The organism is Nostoc sp. DSM 114167 (assembly GCF_052692655.1).
Genome location: NZ_CP195116.1, coordinates 1,940,001 through 1,956,522 on the forward strand (window position 1 = coordinate 1,940,001; position 16,522 = coordinate 1,956,522).

The following is a 16,522-nucleotide window of genomic DNA, read 5'->3' on the forward strand; positions in this document are numbered from 1 at the left end:
GATAGTTTAGGGGTCGCCCTACGCAAAAATAGCTCGATGCCAGGTTTAATTTTTCTCACATCAAGCCCCACACTCATCTGGCGTGGGGCTTTTATGATAGATACACTCATGTTGTCTGGGACATGTTAATTTTTTTTGGATAAAGTCGAGCTAAAATCATGACGGAAAGAAGCTTATAGCTCCTAAAATATGTGTCTCTATACAAGATGCATACATGGTTCACACAGATGATAAAATTTACAAATTTCAACAGTGCCGGTAAACTGACCGCTCTTTTGTTCCTGATAACTCTATTCCTGACACCTTGTGTGATTGTAAATGCAGGAGAACGTGGTGTATTAATGAAATTTGGTGAAGTACAAAACCAGATATTAGGAGAAGGACTTCACTTAATTATTCCTATAGTCAATACTGTGACAAAGTTGAGTGTTAGAGTCCAAAAACAGGAAATTTCCACTGAGGCTTCTTCCAAAGATTTACAAAATGTTTTCGCTGATATAGCTCTCAATTGGCATATTATTCCCCAGGAAGCAAATGCCATTTTTCAAGAAATTGGAGATGAACAAAATGTAGTTATTCGGATTATTAACCCAGCTGTTGAAGAAGTGCTAAAAGCAGTAATAGCAAAATATACTGCCGAAGAAATTATTACTAAACGAGGAGAAATCAAAAGTGGAGTAGATAATGCGTTGTCCACACGATTGGGTAGCTATCACGTTGCAGTTAATGATATTTCTCTAGTTCATGTCCATTTTTCTGAACGGTTTGGTGAGGCAGTAGAGGCAAAGCAGATTGCTGAACAAGAAGCAAAACGAGCAGAGTTCATAGCACTGAAAGCAACAAAAGAGGCTGAAGCAAAAGTTAATTTAGCCAAAGGAGAAGCTGAGATGCACAGATTATTACGTGATGGTTTAACTCCAGAAATTCTGCAAAGGCAAGCAATAGAAAAATGGAATGGGAAGCTGCCATTAATTGTAAGTAAGGAGGCTCCAAAATTGTTGAATTTAAGTGAATTTTTAAAATTTGATTGAAAATTAATATTTTTGTTTGCTGATTAACTATCCATCCTGAGACTCAGAAACATCGAATGCCTGACTTACATTTTGGTTAAATCAGTATTAATCTTCGTAAATCAAAAATATTAAATTTGGAGATAAGGAACTTATCTAATAGTAAGATCCTAAAAGACCAACAACAAGTTGTCAAAGAAATTCAGAAAACAAATCGAATTGCTATAGATATAGCATGGACGTATAGAAGTGCGCCCATACTATCAATTCCCTTGTATAAAGGTGATAAACTAAATTAACTGTTGGAGAATAAAATGGGAGAATCAAGAATCTTCAACTGGAGCAATAGTATAATCAACAGGGTATAAAGTGTTGAAGAGATTAAACCTGTGAGCAATTCTTTTTTGAGGTTATGTTCTTGAGGTTCATTTTGAAAAATGTCCTTAGAACCAAATTGCATCAAGAGAATTCCTACAATGTTAGAGAGCCAATATCCGATAATTGAACAAGGTAGAAGCAATTTTGGAGAAAGAAAACTACATACATACCCAAAAGCATAAGCTATTGGCAGATTGAATAGTAGGTCATTCCACCAGCATAGCGGTGATAATAAATATCCTAGTACTACAAAAAATCCACCTCTAAGTTTTTTAAAAATGTCTTTTTTGAACTCTGCTGGAGTAGACTTTTGTAATTGCTCTAGTGCTGTGTCTCTTGTTCCATTCAACTCTTGACTAACGCTTTGGACGCTTTCCATAAAAACCCACTATTCCTATAGTCTTAAGGTAGTTTAATATATAAACTAAATCAACGTCTAGTACAGGAGTTATGATATTTTGGTTTTTTGATGCTGAAAGTTTTACCACTGCATAGTTTCAGCAAAATCGTCAAGAGCAAAATTGAGTTTAAATAAACTGCCACTTCACGATATCTGAATTTCTGCTAGAGACACATCAGGTAGTTCGCTTCTTGCAGAATCTAGGTTTTTCCTTGAATATCTGAGTAAGATAGAAAAATTGATACACAATTGAGGCAATCAACTTTATTTATTGCTCAATAAGTTTTTAAATCAAAATATATCTTTATAGATTATAGCACACCATAAGTTCCAATACCAATACTGCAATAGCCAGAGGCTTATTAGGTTGGTGTGAATGTTGAGTTGCAAAATTTTTATATTTTTGCATATAGCAGAAGCAGAAATTTTGACTAATAATAGCTACAATAAAAATGCTGAGATATTTTAATCGAAAAATGACAGATTTCACTCCAAACAGCACTTTTTTAATAGTAGGAATTGTTTTTATAACGATTGCTGTAATAGGTCAATCTAAATTAGCTTTTATTGAAATAAATCCTGGTTGTTTTGGGAGAATATTAGCTTTATTTATTGGTATTTCAAGCCTATTATATTCTTGGGGACTACTCAATTTTTCAACAGTAAATTTGGAATTATTAAGAACTTCTATGACAGACTTAATAAAACAGAGTATAAGTTCAATAAATGACATTTTACAAGGTTCGTAATAATTCAAAAAAATTAATTCATTTCTAACTCGATCTTAGAGGATGTTTTAAAAGTGGGAGGCTATTGATAAGAAAGCTCACAAAGTTGATGCTGAAATTTATCGATAACAGTACCTTGTGAGCGAATGACTAAAGCATACCGTAGCAATTTGATATGATGTCGATTATATAATAGCTAACTAGCTGTTTCCTTGTCTTTGCCAAAACTGTTGTAAAATCTCTCTTGGCTTTCTATCCCAGGTATCGATATGCTCGTATATCAAATTATCTTGATTGAGTTTATACGTTGAATAGCCATTAAAAAGCAACCCTGCTTTCCAGGGAACGCGCAACACTCCCCGCACCGTCCACTTTGCTAAAATCGTGTTTTCGGCTGACTGATAAACTTCATGTACATCAAAGTAAATATGAGTAAAAAATAGCCGCGCGTGAAATCGTAAAGTCCAAAATATAATGCGATAGTTAAATTTGTATTTGAATGTATTTACAGGGTCTTTAAAATAGATATCCTGTGTATAAATGTCATAGGAAATATCTTTTTCAAAAAGTGTCGGTAAATCTTCTTTTAAAGTATTAATTACCTTTTCCACTGGCAATTTATATTCCACGCGCCTTTTCCCTTAAAAAATCTTTTTTAACAAATTTTCCACTCCTAACCAAATAGAAGATGTCCTCTTGTGACTCACACCACCTGCACTCAAATCTGACAGAGTAGGAAATGATGCAGACTTAGCATAAGGCCCATTTCGCAAAACTTTAGCAAGGGCATTGTTATTCTCGCGCAAACCTTCGTAAAAAAAGAATACCTCTCCTTGAATGCCAAGTTGACGATTGTATTCAATTGTCTGCACCATATATTCTGCACTAATACAGTAAGAGCCAAGCTTCATCAGTATTCCCGGTGCTAACTTGGGCAGTGTTGTATCTGTAAACTGCTGGTTTACTAGTTTATCAACGATCGCACAGTAACTCCTAAAGTCACGGCGGTAAATCTGCGGCTGAATCATATCGACTATTCCCCGGTTCAGCCATGCGGGTGAGTCTTGCAGATATTCCTGGAATGCCCAATCATGGATATTAGGTGCGATCGCTACTAATAAATTAGGATTCACCCCTTTCACTTCCCGGTAGAGACGCGCCAAAAATTCAGTGAGAATATCTGCACGCCACTGTAACCATTGCCTATCCTTGGGGTTCTCTGGCGGATTGCGATCAAATTCCTGGCGATAGCGGCTGACAGTTAACTCATCATAGCCGCCTTCACACGGGAATGCAGGGAAGCGATCGTCTCCTTGAACCCCATCTACATCATAATTCTTTACAACTTCCAATACCAAGTTCAAGAAGAATTCCTGCACCTGTGAGTCGAGGGCATTCAACCACTCAAAGCCGTTTTTCTTCAATAAGTTGCCATTAAAATCACGCGCAGCCCATTCTGGTTTTTTCTGTAAAAGTACGCCACCATTTAAATTGTAGGAACTGGCAAAACCGTATTCAAACCAAGGAATGACTTTCAATCCGACTCGCCGCGCCTCAACTATCACCTCTTCTAAAGGGTCGCGGCCTACAGACATTGGGTCAATTTCGACTCCAAATGTCTGCTGCATTATTTGACTGGGATACAGAGTTACCGCCTTATTCCAAACAACAGGAAACACCACATTAAATCCTGTCTCAGCCAGAAAATCCATCGCTTCAGCAATGCTTTCCTTTGACCTGAGAACTTGACTATCAGTAGTAGTCAACCAAATACCACGAGTTTCTATTATTGCCATTTCTTTGAAGAAGAATTCAGGAGTCACAATTCAGGAGTCAGAAGCAATTAGTGGGCCAAATTTTATTGTTTTGTAGGGGTTTTAAACCAGATTATTCGTCTGCCAATCGTACAGAATTAATTCTTAATTCTGACTCCTGACTTCTGAATTCTGTTTGATTGAAATTCTTGGCACTGCACCATCTAAACATTGACTAGCCGACGATACCGCGCCTGTATTATTGTGTAAATCCCATAGGCAACCAAACCTAGTGCCACAATACCTAAAAGCCATGCTCCATAAGGCTGTTGAGCTAGCGTCTGTAATACTTCATCTAAACCTTCGGCGGTAGCGGCGTTCGATTGCCTTGCAGCTTCAATTAAAAACCAACCAATAATGCAAAACACTATACCCCGTGCCGCTAAACCAAATCTGGAAATTCTCATTACCCATTGGGCTTGTGTGTTGCTTAACTCAGTTAAATTGAGTTCTTTACAAAATTTACCACTAAAAGCTTGATAAAACTGATAAAAACCTAGAGCAATTACAAACACTCCCACAGTTCCAACTAACCATTCACCAAAGGGTTGAGAAAGCAAACGTGCTGTCGAATCTTCAGTAGAATCACTACTATTTTTAGCGCTGCCTGTACCCATAACAATTTTCACCGCACTTAAGGCTAAACTTGCATAAATCAAGCCATTAACTGCGTAACCAATTCGCACTGCCAAACCTTTGGCATCGTTACCTTTATTTTCTGGGTCTTTAATTGCCTGTACAAAACGCCAGATTACGTATCCAATTAGCCCAATTGCAACTAAAGCCAGCAAAAACTTACCAAATGGCTGGTTGACGATTGTTTGGAGAGCGCCTTGGGTATCAGTTGTTTTACCACCCCTGCCAAAAGCCGCCTGTGCTGCCAGTAATCCAACTATACCGTAAACTACTCCCTTGGAAACATAGCCAAATCGTCCCAGTCGCTCAACCCACAATGAAGCATGGTTTGTCAACTGTTGTGTCATGGTAGTTGGAGATAATTATATCTACCTTTTACCAAGATTTACCCATGATTCACATCTATCCCAAGGCAAATTGTCTAATATTTTTGCAAAAAATCACTATCTTAATACTGTCTTTTAATAGATGTGAGACTGCTCAAAATAATATTACAGTCATGAAGTACAGTATTATTATTTAGTGTTTTTTAATGCTTAATTTGGATTAATTATGCCTTTAATAGAAACTTCTTGGACACACGAATATATAACTACCAATGGGGTAAAACTACACTACGTTACCCAAGGTGAAGGGCCCTTAATGTTGATGTTGCATGGGTTTCCTGAGTTTTGGTACTCTTGGCGGCATCAAATACCAGAATTTGCCCAAAATTTTAAAGTTGTCGCCGTTGACTTGCGTGGCTACAACGATAGTGATAAGCCAAATGAGCAATCAGCTTATGTCATGGATGAATTTATCAAAGATGTTGAGGGAGTAATTAGAGGATTAGGATACGAAAAGTGTGTATTAGTTGGGCATGATTGGGGTGGTGCGATCGCTTGGAATTTTGCTTATGCTCACCCCGAAATGTTAGAACAATTAATTATTCTTAACCTGCCTCATCCTGCAAAATTTGCTCAAGGGTTACGCACTCCCCAACAGTTGCTACGTAGCAATTACATATTCCTCTTTCAACTACCGTGGATACCAGAATTACTTTTACAATCTTTAGACTACCAAGCTATTGAAACAGCTTTTAAAAGTATGGCAGTTAACAAGAGTGCTTTCACCAAAGCGGATATAGACACTTATAAAAATGCTGCTGCAAAACGCGGTGCCCTTACAGCAATGTTGAACTACTACCGCAATATTTTTCAACAAAGAATGGTAAATCCAAATAGGAGCGTTCTGGAAGTGCCAACACTGATGATTTGGGGAGAAAATGACCCTGCACTTGGTAAGGAACTAACCTATGACACCGCAGCTTATGTCAGGGATTTTCAAATCAAGTACATTCCTAATTGTGGCCATTGGGTGCAGCAAGAACAGCCAAAATTGGTTAACCAGTATATGCGAGAATTTCTGAGGACTTAAGCTAAACTATCAATTGATAAATAAAGTATAAATACTCATAAAATTAGCTATAGCGGATAGCGCCAGCTTTTCATTTTTCAAGATTTAATAGTAATTTAAGAGGGGGCGTTTTTGAGGAATTATTCGGTAAAAATTGCCAAAAATTCCGAATTAATGGCATTTTTGACATTACTTTTATCTGGGTTTCAGATCGCAACTAACTTGTCAGAAAATAGATTGTCACAAGAGAGATTGACCTCACGAAGTTTAGTGAGATAATAGAGTTGTGAGGGACAGAACGGACGCAACTTGATTATTAAGGGGGAAAATTTATGAAACTCCAGCTATTAGCGGCCATGGCCTTAGCAACACCCCTATTTTTCGCTAGCTCGGTTAGAGCCGAGAATCCACAAGATTTACAAAAGCTGCTTTCAACTGGGGAATGTGTTAAGTGCGAACTATCAGGAGCTAACCTCAGTGGCGCTCATTTAATTGGTGCTGACTTGAGAGGCTCGAAGCTCCAAGGAGCTAACCTTGTAGGAGCTAATCTCGAAGGTGCTGACTTAACTGGTGCAAACTTAGCAGGTGCTAACCTAACATCTGCTTATGTAACCAATGTGAATTTAAAGCAAGTTAATCTCAACGGAGTAAATTTTACTCGGGCTACGATTCACGATTCTAATGTGTATCAAGCATCAATGAACGATCTAAATCTCACTGATGCAGAAATATTTAACACTGGAATTGGGATTGGTGGTGAAGACGCTGAAATTCCCGATTGGAAATAGCCCAACTGACTACACAGCTAAAAATCAATACAACATAGGTTTTGGTGGGTTTTAAATCAAATAAACTAGTTTTTTACCAGAATTATCCTTAAAACCTGCCTCTACAAAAATATTAATCAAAATGAAACCCCTCTGCCTTGTAATCGCTTTACTATGGCAAAAGCAGAGGGGATTTATTTTTGCGATCGCACTGATATCCACACAAAAAAGTGCAATTAAAATCTGAAAATCTTTGTGATTTCCCATCAGATGCACAAAGAAGGTTTTCTCCCCAGATGCCCATTGATTTGGCTGACTTTTCACGGGATATGGAAAACCCCTCTCCCAACCTCTCCCCTACAAGGAGAGAGGCTTTGATTTCTCCCCCTTCCCTTGTAGGGAAGCAGGGTGGTTTCATACAAACAGAGAAAAATAATAATGATTTATAGGGGGTAATGAAACATTTACAACAGGCGAAGTATGAATCTGATCGAGCAGTTACAACAAGTGCCAGACTATCGGCATATCCGAGGACGAAGACACGAACTATGGTTAGTTTTGTTGCTGATATTACTAGGAGCAATGACGGGATACTGGGGTTATCGACCACTGGAGGACTTTACTAACGTACATCGGCAAAGCTTGATTCAAATGTTACAACTGACACCTGATATCAAGTTTCCTTCATACTCGACATTCCGACGGGTACTAAAAACCATCGATTTTCAGCCATTAACAGACTTAATTTTTTACTTGGGCATTGGCGATCGCCTCACCAAAACCAGAGGAACGATTGGCAGTTGATGCTAAGAGCATTCGTTGCACACTGACAGATTATAGCCAGTCATATCAGAACTTTATCTCGGTTGTGTCAGTATTTAGTCACCAACGTGGTGTTGTTGTCCAAATGCAAGCATTTGCTAATAAACAAGTCAGTGAAGTCGCGGTTGTGCAACAGTTAATATCTGAGTTTACAGCTTCTAGCGTCATGTTTACCCTTGATGCTCTGCACTGTCAAAAAAAACAGTATCGTTGATTATCAATGCTGATAATAATTATTTGATTGGATTGAAGGAAAACCAGCCTAAACTCTACAAAATGGCTCAAACTCAATTCCTTCAATCATCTCCACTCAGTTGTGCCACAGCTATTGATTCGCGGCATTCAAGAATTGTCAAACGCACTTGCCAAGTATTTGCAGTTCCAGAATCACTTCAAAATCAATGGGCTGGACTCAAAACGTTTGTTGTTGTCGAGCGTCAGGGTGAACGCGATCGCCAACCATTTCACGAATGTCAGTTTTACATTTGTAGTCAACATCTCGAAGCTCAACAATTGCTTGCTGATACTCAAGGACACTGGGGAATTGAAAATCGGCTACACTGGGTCAAAGATGTTACATTTTCCGAAGATTTTCCACTGCGTCGTGGTGGCAATGCTCCTGTCAATTGGGCAATTTTGCACACCTTTTTCATTACGATCGCCAGATTTTTTGGTTTCCGAACTATTCCTCAAGCACAACGTGCCTTATCCAATCAACTACACAAAGTTTTTTCTTTCTTTGTATGAAACCACCCTGGCCCTTCCCTTGTAGGGAAGGGGGCTGGGGGGTTAGGTTTTCCGTTGGCTTTTCTACATGACGTGAAAACTCAGATTGATTTGGCACGATTTTTGCATAAGAGTATTGTGACCTCTCCATAGCTGACAAAATACCACTAAAGACTTATGCAAAAAGAGCGAAGACCGAGTAAGAAGAGTTTGCGATCGCTTGATTACTTAAATGTGTTTCTCGCAGATGTGCGCGATGGGGTTGGGCCATATCTGAGTATTTACCTGAAAGCCTCAGCAAATTGGAACCCGGCTCAAATTGGATTGGCGATGTCAGTTTCGACAATTGCCACAGTTATTGCTCAAACACCAGCTGGTGCATTGGTTGACAGGCTACGTCAAAAACGGATGTTGATTGTACTGGCGGCTGTGTTTGTTTCTATCGGCTCTATTGCTATGGGCTTGTTCCCCAACTTGCCTGTTGTCATTGGCTCTCAGATTATGATTGGGATTGCTGCTGCAATTTTCCCACCTGCGATTACTGCTATTACTCTGGGACTCGTAGGACATGAGAGATTAGATAGGCGCGTAGGTCGTAATGAAACATTTAACCATACAGGAAATCTGCTAGCTGCTACTCTCGCTGGTTTAGTGGGTTACTTTATTGCACGTAAAGCAATATTTTTCCTGGTTGCAGCTATGGCTGTGGGCAGTATTATTTCAGTGAGGATGATTCGCGAAAGAGAGATTGACCACGAACTAGCGCGTGGAGATGGTGAAGAGAGAGAAGAGGAAGATAATCAAAAACATCACCAGCGCTATGAAGGCATATTGCAATTATTAAGCGATCGCCAAATCTTATTTTTTACTGTTGCAGTAGTTCTGTTTCACTTTGCCAATGCTGCTATGTTACCGCTAGTTGGTCAAGAATTGGCACAGGGTAAAGGCACAAGTGACACAGTTTATATGTCTGCTTGTATTATTGTGGCTCAGTTAGTGATGATTCCAGTGTCTAACTTGGCTGGGCGTTTCGCACATACAGCCCGAAAACCCATATTTTTGCTGGGCTTTGCCGTCTTACCGATTCGAGGAGTGCTGTATACGCTTTCGGGCAATCCCTATTTTCTCGTTTCTGTGCAAATTCTGGATGGTATTGCAGGCGGGATTTTTGGTGTGCTTTCGGTGTTAATGGTAGCTGATTTGACTAAAGGCACGGGACGCTTTAATGTTACCCAAGGAATGCTCAACACTGCTATTGGAATTGGTGCGGGTTTGAGCAACGTGCTGGCTGGATTTGTGGTTAAAAGTGCTGGTTACAATGTTGGTTTTTTGATTTTAGCAGCGATCGCAGTTGTAGCTTTGGCAGTTTTTTGGTTCTGTGTACCTGAAACAAAAACAGGAGTTAATAGAAAAGCATCACATCAAACCGCTTAGGGCAGTCATTAGTTATTGTCATTAGTCCAATAAAAACCACGCCCACTCTTTAACACAGCTTGAATTAGCCCCATGAAAGACAAAGTTTTTCCACCCACAAGGGGCGAGGTATGCACTAAAATCCAATGACCAATGACTAATGACCAATGACTACTTAATCAAAAGAATATAGCGAAATCATGATTGTTTTCAGATACATCATCATTGGACTGACTTATATCGGTTTGGGTTTAGGATATCTCCCTGGCTTGCGGATGAACCGAGCCAGTATTGCTTTAGTTGGTGCATCTTTGCTGATGGCATTTGGGGTATTAGACCTCAAAGAAGCATGGCAAGCGATAGACTATAAAACGCTGATTTTCCTGTTTGGGATGATGGTAATCAGCACAAACTTAGCTTACGCTGGTTTTTTCCAATTAACCCTTGATACAGTTACACACTTCACCCGCAGCCCTTTAGGTTTGCTAATTGTTTTAACTTTCGGCAGTGGAATGCTCTCGGCTTTTTTTCTGAATGATACCATCGCTCTAATTTTGACTCCTTTGGTTCTCGGTTTAACCCAAACTTTGAACCTCAATCCGATTCCTTACTTACTTGCCTTAGCGGGAGCAACTAATCTAGGCTCAGTAGCTACCTTAAGTGGCAATCCGCAAAATATTCTGATTGGTTCCTTCTCTGGTATCAGCTATCTCGATTTTGCAAAAGCATTGACTCCCATCGCATTAGTAAGTTTGTTAATCCAAATTGGGTTACTGTGGTGGCTTTATCCTGATGTGCGTTCTACTAAGTCTTGTGCGAGTGCAACCCCCGTGCGTTACCGCATATTTAAACCGTTGCTTACTAAAAGCCTATTGATAACAGGAGGACTATTAATTGCATTTTTAATTGGGATACCTCCAGCCCAAGCAACACTGGTAGCTGCTGGTTTACTGTTCATTACTAGGCGAATCAAACCGCAACGAGTTTTAAATAAAGTAGATTGGGATTTACTGGTGATGTTTTCTGGACTATTTGTTGTGACTGCTGGAGTAGAAAAATTAGGAATATTGAATTTATTTAGCGGTTTAGTATATACTCCCTTAAACATATTAGGAATTACTGCTCTGCTTTCAAATTTAGTTTCTAATGTTCCAGCCGTATTGTTACTACAACATTTAATCCCCCATCCAGACACGAAAACCTGGTTACTCTTAGCAGCAGGATCTACTTTAGCTGGTAATTTAACTTTGTTAGGTTCAGTTGCCAATTTAATTGTTGCTGAGGCTGTTGCAAAACTTGGTTATCAGTTGTCATTCTGGGAACATTTGCGTTTTGGTCTACCGTTAACTGTCGTGACTCTTATCTTGGCTTATTTTTGGATTTAGTCATTTGTCATTTGTCATTTGTCATTTGTCAACAATCAAACTTAAAATTTCAGGTTCAAAGGTGCAACTTCCAGACTCAAAGGTGCAACGTTCAGGCTCAAAGGTGCAACTTCCAGGTTCAAAGCCGCAACGTTTAGGTTCAAAGCCGCAATGTTCACCTTCAAAGCCGCAATGTTCCGGTTCAAAGCCGCAATGTTCCGGTTCAAAGCCGCAATGTTCCGGTTTAAAGCCGCAATGTTGCGGTTCAAAGCCGCAATGTTCCGGTTTAAAGCCGCAACGTTCACCTTCAAAGGCTCAACGTTTAGGTTTAAAGCCGCAATGTTCAGGTTCAAAGGCTCAACTTTGATATTTCAAGAGACTTCCTTGCTTCTTGCTCTTGCTTCCCATCTTTTTATCAGTCAACTTGCGCTGATGTGATGACTTTATTCCGGCAATTTTACGGTATTTTGTGACTGTTCTGCGAGTGATTGGCAGACAAAATTGAATTTTCAAAAGCTGGGCTAATTGCTCATCAGTATAAGGATTGGCGGATGATTCTTCTGCAATTAACTGTAATAGCATCTGTTGAATTTGTTGAGGAGTACGTCCGCCTACTCCTACAGGAACACATAGTGAATGCAACGGAATTATCTGGCTGTGTTGATTGCAAACTAATATATACCGTCCCCGCACAATCCGGCTGACTGTAGAGTTACTAAGTCCCACCGATTGAGCTACTAATTGCTGAGGGGTAGATACTAAGTCTAATTTATCCCGACTCTGCAAAAAAACTTGCTGACGCTCAACTAAAAATTTCCCAACTTTGAGCAGATTTTCCTGCCATTGTTGCAAAACTGTGAGTAAATTTCTAGCTTTTTGTAATAATGCTTCTAATTGTTGGGTATCTCGCCTTGATTTTGGTGATTCCTGCAAAAGCTTAATGGCTTCGGAATTCAGACAAAAACGTTGTTTGACTTCATAAGCTAAAGAAATTTGCCAACTTCCAGCTATTAGCTCAACTTTTAAATCGGGGGTGACGATGGAAGCGTCGCAACAGCCGAAGTTTCTGGCGGGACGGGGTTCTAATTCTTGAATGTCATGAATAGCATTGATGATTTTCTCGATGTCAACATTAATATTTTGGTTCAGTTTTTGTAATAGTACTTGATAATTTTGCTTTGACTCTGAAGTATTGCCAATACAGTTTGCTATGTCTTGTAAATAATTTTTAACTAGTAAAAAAGCTAGGCTTTCAGGCTGGTCTTTAAGTTGTACTAACAAACATTCTTGTAGGGTTCGCGTACCAATTCCAGGTGGATCTAAACTTTGGAGAATAGGCACTACAGCCTCTAGTTCTTTTGCACTCCAGATACTACCATCTGCCCAAACTTCTGGAGTTTCTTGTAAGTAACCAGAGTTTGATAACCACTGAGTTAGATAGGTTAAGGCTTTACGTTGTCTTGATGGGATTGATAAAACTGATATTTGTCCGAGAAGATGCTCACTTAGGCTTAATTCCTGGGCGATGGGACTGTACCAATTAGGTTTAATATCGTCTAAAAGTACTTCGCTGTTATGGAAATCAGAATTTTCTATTATAAATGGATTGTGTTTACATTCTTCTCGAAGATGGTCGAATACTCGTTTACCATTCCACGGCAAAAAGCGAACTAAATACTGTAGAGTTGGGTAAATAACAGTTTGAGTTTCTAAGTGTGTTTCTAGTGTAGATGCTGAGTTTAAGGAATTCATTGGTTAGGAGTTAGGAGTTAGGAGTTAGGAGTTAGTAGTTTTATCTCGTTCCGATGCTCTGCATGGGAATGCCCATCTATAGGCTCTGCCTATAGTCCAAGGAGGCGGAGCCTCGCCAAAGCCATTCCTTGGCTCTGCTAAGGAACGAGAAGTTGAAAGTTTTTGCTATAAATTCCATTGTTTCTTTTTTTGTTCAAAGCTTTCGACAGAAATTCCTAATGCTTTGTGGGGTTCTTGGGGATAAAGTGCTAAAGCATGGCGGATAAAGTTTATTTCTAACTGAGCGATCGCTTGTTCTAAGTTCAAATTCATCTGATATTTTTGATTAAAAATGAGATGCTCTGAAAGAATGGTTCTTCCTCCAGAAAAAACTGCTGCTCTCTCTAAAGTATTTTGGAGTTCTCGCACATTTCCTGGCCAAGCGTAATCTCTGAGCTTTTCTAGGGCGGTTGAGGTAATTGCTAAATTTTTAATTCCATTTCTGAGGGCAATAGAACTTAAAAAATGTTGGGTAAGTTGTTCTAAATCTTCGGGGCGATCGCGCAAAGGTGGCAGTTCAATTCGTACTACATTGAAGCGATAATAAAGGTCTTCTCGAAACTGATTGAGGCGTACCAATTGTTCTAAATTCCGATTGGTGGCAGCTAAAATGCGGACATCTACAGTTTTGGTTTGGTTACTACCCAAGCGCTCGAAGGATTTATCTTGTAATACTCGCAACAATTTCCCTTGAATTATCTGGCTCAATTCTCCGACTTCATCGAGAAAAATTGTGCCGCCATTGGCTTGTTCAAAGCGACCAATTCGCAAGTGATTCGCTCCAGTGAAGGCTCCTTTTTCGTGACCAAATAATTCTGCTTCTAATAAATGTTCTGGGAGGGCTGCACAGTTAACTTTTACTAAAGGACCGCGACTGCGAGGGCTAGCATTATGCAGTGTGGAAGCGACCAACTCTTTGCCAGTACCTGATTCGCCGACAATCAAAACTGTGGTGTTTCCTTGGGCAAGTCTACCAATGAGTTTAAAAACTTCTGCCATTTTAGGCGATCGCCCCAACAGTTCTTCTGGTTGTCCGAGATTTTGAATATTTGCTTCACCAATTTGCTCGGCGGCTGCTTGGGAATGAGCTAAAGCTTTTTGCGCCAAGTTGACTAAATCTTCTAAATCGAAGGGTTTAGTTAAATAATCATAAGCTCCCAACTGCATAGCTTCAATGGCTGTACGACTTGTTCCATAAGCTGTCATTACAATTACTGGCAGTTCAAATAACGTTTTGCTACCTAAAGTTTTCAGAACAGCATTACCCTGAGTTTTGGGCATTTTCAAATCTAGAAATACCAAGTCAGGACGAGATGTGGTATTTTGTTGAATTATCTTCAGTCCTTGCTCTCCGTCTCCCGCTTCTATTACGTCGTGGCCTTCATCTTTTAAAATCTGTGCCATCGCTTGACGCAAGGCTTTTTCATCATCAATAATCAAAATTTTAGCCATCGTTATGATTCTTCGGTAAGTAAACGCTAAAAACGGTGCAACCCGGTTGAGATTTAAAATCAATATGCCCTCCGTGTCGGGTGACAATCTCGTGGCTAATTGCTAAACCTAAACCTGTTCCTTGGGGTTTTGTAGAATAAAAAGGATCGAAAATGCGATCGCGTTCTTCTGGTGCTAAACCTGCACCAGTGTCTTTTACCCAAGTCACTAAGTAGTTTTGCTCTTGGCTGACACCAACCTCAACTTCGCTTGCTGGTGGACTTGCTTGGATGGCATTTAAGATTAAGTTAACCATCACCTGTCCTAACTCCCGGTGGCGTAGTGGTACTTGGGGCAAAGGTTCAGCAGCAGAGCGATAAAAAAGTGTTACTCCCTGTTCTTCGGCTTTGAGACGTAATAGAGAAACTGATTCAAAAGCGATCGCTTCTAGGGAAGTTGTTACCATTTCTTCTTGCTGATTTTGGTCAAAATACAATAGCCGTCGCACCAACATCTCTAAACGGTCTACTTGTTCTAGTAAACTAGCGATCGGTAAAGTCGTAATTCCCTGCTTTTTTAATTGCCGTTCTGTATATTGCAAATTGAGGCGCATACTAGCTAAGGGATTGCGGACTTCATGAGCTACCCCCGCTACCAGTTGTCCCAGAGAAGCCAAGCGCTCAACTCGGTGCAAGCGCTGCTCTAACTCTTGGCGATGGTATTGCATACTATTAATTGCAGTTCCCAACAGTCCCATTTCTGCGGGTAGCGGCGGAATTAGCGAAGCTTTATCCTCTTCCATTGCTTTAATACTTTGCTGGAGTCGCTGCACTCCCCACTGAAGTTGTAAGGCAATATAAAAAGTCCAAACTCCTACAACTAAAATTCCTAAAACTACGAAAACACTTAAAACTTTTTGATTGCTATCTTCTAGATGAGGCATACGTTTCATCGTCCACACTGCTCCCCACAAAGGTAGAGGGTCAGCACGCAGTATCAAGATATCCAGACCGGGGTGCAATACTAATTCCTGGGGTAAACCTTGGCTTGTGGCTCTCCGAGTCAATTGCAAAATTGTGTCTCGCTCAGCAGGAGGAATATCTTTTTTGGGGACAGGACCCCCGTGGGTAGGATAGGCATAGCCTAAAAGCTGGTCTTGTTGCAGCAGATAAAATCCGCCTTCTACCCTTGGGAAAACAGTTAGGGCATCGTTTGAAAGTTCCGCCAACGGCTTACCTGGCTTTGGTGTTTGCCCAAGATTTGATTCCCAAAACAGCTTAATTAGTCTGGTGTTTGCAAAAGCTAATTCTCTCTGATTTCTGGCAACAACAGCACCTTCCAGACTTTCAAATAGTTGTACCACTAACCATAAAGCAGCTCCACTTAAACCTAAAAAAAGGATGCTGAGGATTGTTAGCTGTCGCCGGAGTGTCCAACGTTGAGATAACACAATAGGTTGCATGGAATAAGGGTTAGAACTTCTAGAAGCGCAAAAACTATGCCAAATTCCAGTTGCTCATTTAAGAAGGGAATAGGCAATAGGCAATAGGCAATAGGGAACAGGCAATAGGCAATAGGCAATAGGGAACAGGCAATAGGCAATAGGGAACAGGGAATAGTTTTTCCTATTTTCTGTGCCTGGAGGGAGTAAGAGACCCCTACAACTATCAAGTAGCAAGTTATGTGTTGGTTTTAAATCACCATACATTACATTTTGTTCCCTGTTGCCCGTTCCCTGTTCCCTCTTTAATTTTCATCCTGCCTTACTAGCTAACAAGTGTCTTGTATCTATGGCACGAGTTTTGCACTCTTACAGTTCTAGTTAGGGATTAAATTGAATTAAAGTA

At 40.0% G+C, this 16,522-nt stretch carries 18 protein-coding genes and 1 rRNA gene (1 of these 19 running past the window's edge); 10 read left to right on the top strand and 9 right to left on the bottom strand.

Translation table 11 applies throughout. The annotated features are described in order from the left end of the window. Both rrf and NSTC731_RS08330 read left to right on the top strand, forming a co-directional pair. A 5S ribosomal RNA gene (gene rrf, locus NSTC731_RS08325) occupies positions 1 to 45 on the top strand; it begins 73 nt to the left of the window's first position. 182 nt (positions 46 to 227) lie between these two features. Continuing rightward, positions 228 to 1,031 carry a prohibitin family protein gene (locus NSTC731_RS08330; RefSeq protein ID WP_445630395.1) on the top strand — a complete coding sequence of 268 codons (804 nt, stop codon included), beginning with the start codon at positions 228 to 230 and terminating at the stop codon, positions 1,029 to 1,031. Positions 1,032 to 1,305: 274 nt separating this feature from the next. Here the strand turns inward: NSTC731_RS08330 and NSTC731_RS08335 are convergent, their stop codons facing one another. Next, positions 1,306 to 1,767 (bottom strand): hypothetical protein, encoded by a 462-nt coding sequence (locus NSTC731_RS08335; protein ID WP_445630396.1) that lies wholly within the window; start codon positions 1,765 to 1,767, stop codon positions 1,306 to 1,308. A gap of 497 nt (positions 1,768 to 2,264) precedes the next feature. On the opposite strand from NSTC731_RS08335, the gene NSTC731_RS08340 reads away from it, so the two are divergent. Beyond that, positions 2,265 to 2,537, top strand: a complete 273-nt coding sequence (locus NSTC731_RS08340; protein ID WP_445630397.1) for a hypothetical protein — start codon at positions 2,265 to 2,267, stop codon at positions 2,535 to 2,537. A gap of 179 nt (positions 2,538 to 2,716) precedes the next feature. On the opposite strand, the gene NSTC731_RS08345 is transcribed toward NSTC731_RS08340, so the two are convergent. From NSTC731_RS08345 to NSTC731_RS08355, 3 genes are all read right to left on the bottom strand, one after another. Next, entirely contained in the window at positions 2,717 to 3,145 is a 429-nt protein-coding gene (locus tag NSTC731_RS08345; protein ID WP_445630398.1) for a DUF2358 domain-containing protein, read from the bottom strand. 12 nt (positions 3,146 to 3,157) lie between these two features. After that, positions 3,158 to 4,312 (bottom strand): glycoside hydrolase family 10 protein, encoded by a 1,155-nt coding sequence (locus tag NSTC731_RS08350; protein ID WP_445630399.1) that lies wholly within the window; start codon positions 4,310 to 4,312, stop codon positions 3,158 to 3,160. A 182-nt stretch (positions 4,313 to 4,494) separates the two neighbouring features. Further along, positions 4,495 to 5,313 carry a DUF1206 domain-containing protein gene (locus NSTC731_RS08355; protein ID WP_445630400.1) on the bottom strand — a complete coding sequence of 273 codons (819 nt, stop codon included), beginning with the start codon at positions 5,311 to 5,313 and terminating at the stop codon, positions 4,495 to 4,497. Positions 5,314 to 5,518: 205 nt separating this feature from the next. On the opposite strand from NSTC731_RS08355, the gene NSTC731_RS08360 reads away from it, so the two are divergent. Continuing rightward, entirely contained in the window at positions 5,519 to 6,382 is an 864-nt protein-coding gene (locus NSTC731_RS08360) for an alpha/beta fold hydrolase (RefSeq protein ID WP_445630401.1), read from the top strand. Between the two features lie 311 nt (positions 6,383 to 6,693). Next, positions 6,694 to 7,149, top strand: coding sequence for a pentapeptide repeat-containing protein (locus tag NSTC731_RS08365; RefSeq protein ID WP_094353507.1), 456 nt, complete (start codon positions 6,694 to 6,696; stop codon positions 7,147 to 7,149). Positions 7,150 to 7,200: 51 nt separating this feature from the next. On the opposite strand, the gene NSTC731_RS08370 is transcribed toward NSTC731_RS08365, so the two are convergent. Next, positions 7,201 to 7,452 carry a hypothetical protein gene (locus NSTC731_RS08370; protein ID WP_445632279.1) on the bottom strand — a complete coding sequence of 84 codons (252 nt, stop codon included), beginning with the start codon at positions 7,450 to 7,452 and terminating at the stop codon, positions 7,201 to 7,203. Positions 7,453 to 7,608: 156 nt separating this feature from the next. Between NSTC731_RS08370 and NSTC731_RS08375 the strand changes: the two genes are divergently transcribed. The 5 genes from NSTC731_RS08375 to NSTC731_RS08395 all read left to right on the top strand — a co-directional run bounded on the left by NSTC731_RS08375 (position 7,609) and on the right by NSTC731_RS08395 (position 11,474). Further along, complete coding sequence (locus NSTC731_RS08375) at positions 7,609 to 7,932, top strand: transposase family protein (protein WP_445630402.1); 324 nt, start codon at positions 7,609 to 7,611, stop codon at positions 7,930 to 7,932. Continuing rightward, a complete protein-coding gene (locus NSTC731_RS08380) occupies positions 7,922 to 8,164 on the top strand; it encodes a hypothetical protein (RefSeq protein ID WP_445630403.1) in 243 nt (80 codons plus the stop codon). Before NSTC731_RS08375 ends, NSTC731_RS08380 begins: the two co-directional genes overlap by 11 nt. A 23-nt stretch (positions 8,165 to 8,187) precedes the next feature. Continuing rightward, positions 8,188 to 8,697, top strand: coding sequence for an ISAs1 family transposase (locus NSTC731_RS08385; protein ID WP_445632046.1), 510 nt, complete (start codon positions 8,188 to 8,190; stop codon positions 8,695 to 8,697). 156 nt (positions 8,698 to 8,853) lie between these two features. Next, a complete protein-coding gene (locus tag NSTC731_RS08390; RefSeq protein ID WP_445630404.1) occupies positions 8,854 to 10,110 on the top strand; it encodes an MFS transporter in 1,257 nt (418 codons plus the stop codon). 179 nt (positions 10,111 to 10,289) lie between these two features. Further along, a complete protein-coding gene (locus NSTC731_RS08395; RefSeq protein ID WP_445630405.1) occupies positions 10,290 to 11,474 on the top strand; it encodes an anion transporter in 1,185 nt (394 codons plus the stop codon). Positions 11,475 to 11,515: 41 nt separating this feature from the next. On the opposite strand, the gene NSTC731_RS08400 is transcribed toward NSTC731_RS08395, so the two are convergent. From NSTC731_RS08400 to NSTC731_RS08415, 4 genes are all read right to left on the bottom strand, one after another. Beyond that, on the bottom strand, positions 11,516 to 11,806 hold the full coding sequence (locus tag NSTC731_RS08400) for a hypothetical protein (protein WP_445630406.1): 291 nt from the start codon (positions 11,804 to 11,806) through the stop codon (positions 11,516 to 11,518). Between the two features lie 4 nt (positions 11,807 to 11,810). Then, on the bottom strand, positions 11,811 to 13,205 hold the full coding sequence (locus NSTC731_RS08405) for an RNA polymerase factor sigma-54 (RefSeq protein ID WP_445630407.1): 1,395 nt from the start codon (positions 13,203 to 13,205) through the stop codon (positions 11,811 to 11,813). 165 nt (positions 13,206 to 13,370) lie between these two features. After that, positions 13,371 to 14,696: a sigma-54-dependent transcriptional regulator gene (locus NSTC731_RS08410; protein WP_445630408.1), complete on the bottom strand. Its 1,326-nt coding sequence runs from the start codon at positions 14,694 to 14,696 to the stop codon at positions 13,371 to 13,373. Continuing rightward, on the bottom strand, positions 14,689 to 16,137 hold the full coding sequence (locus NSTC731_RS08415) for a sensor histidine kinase (protein ID WP_445630409.1): 1,449 nt from the start codon (positions 16,135 to 16,137) through the stop codon (positions 14,689 to 14,691). Before NSTC731_RS08415 ends, NSTC731_RS08410 begins: the two co-directional genes overlap by 8 nt. Between the last annotated feature and the right edge of the window lie 385 nt (positions 16,138 to 16,522).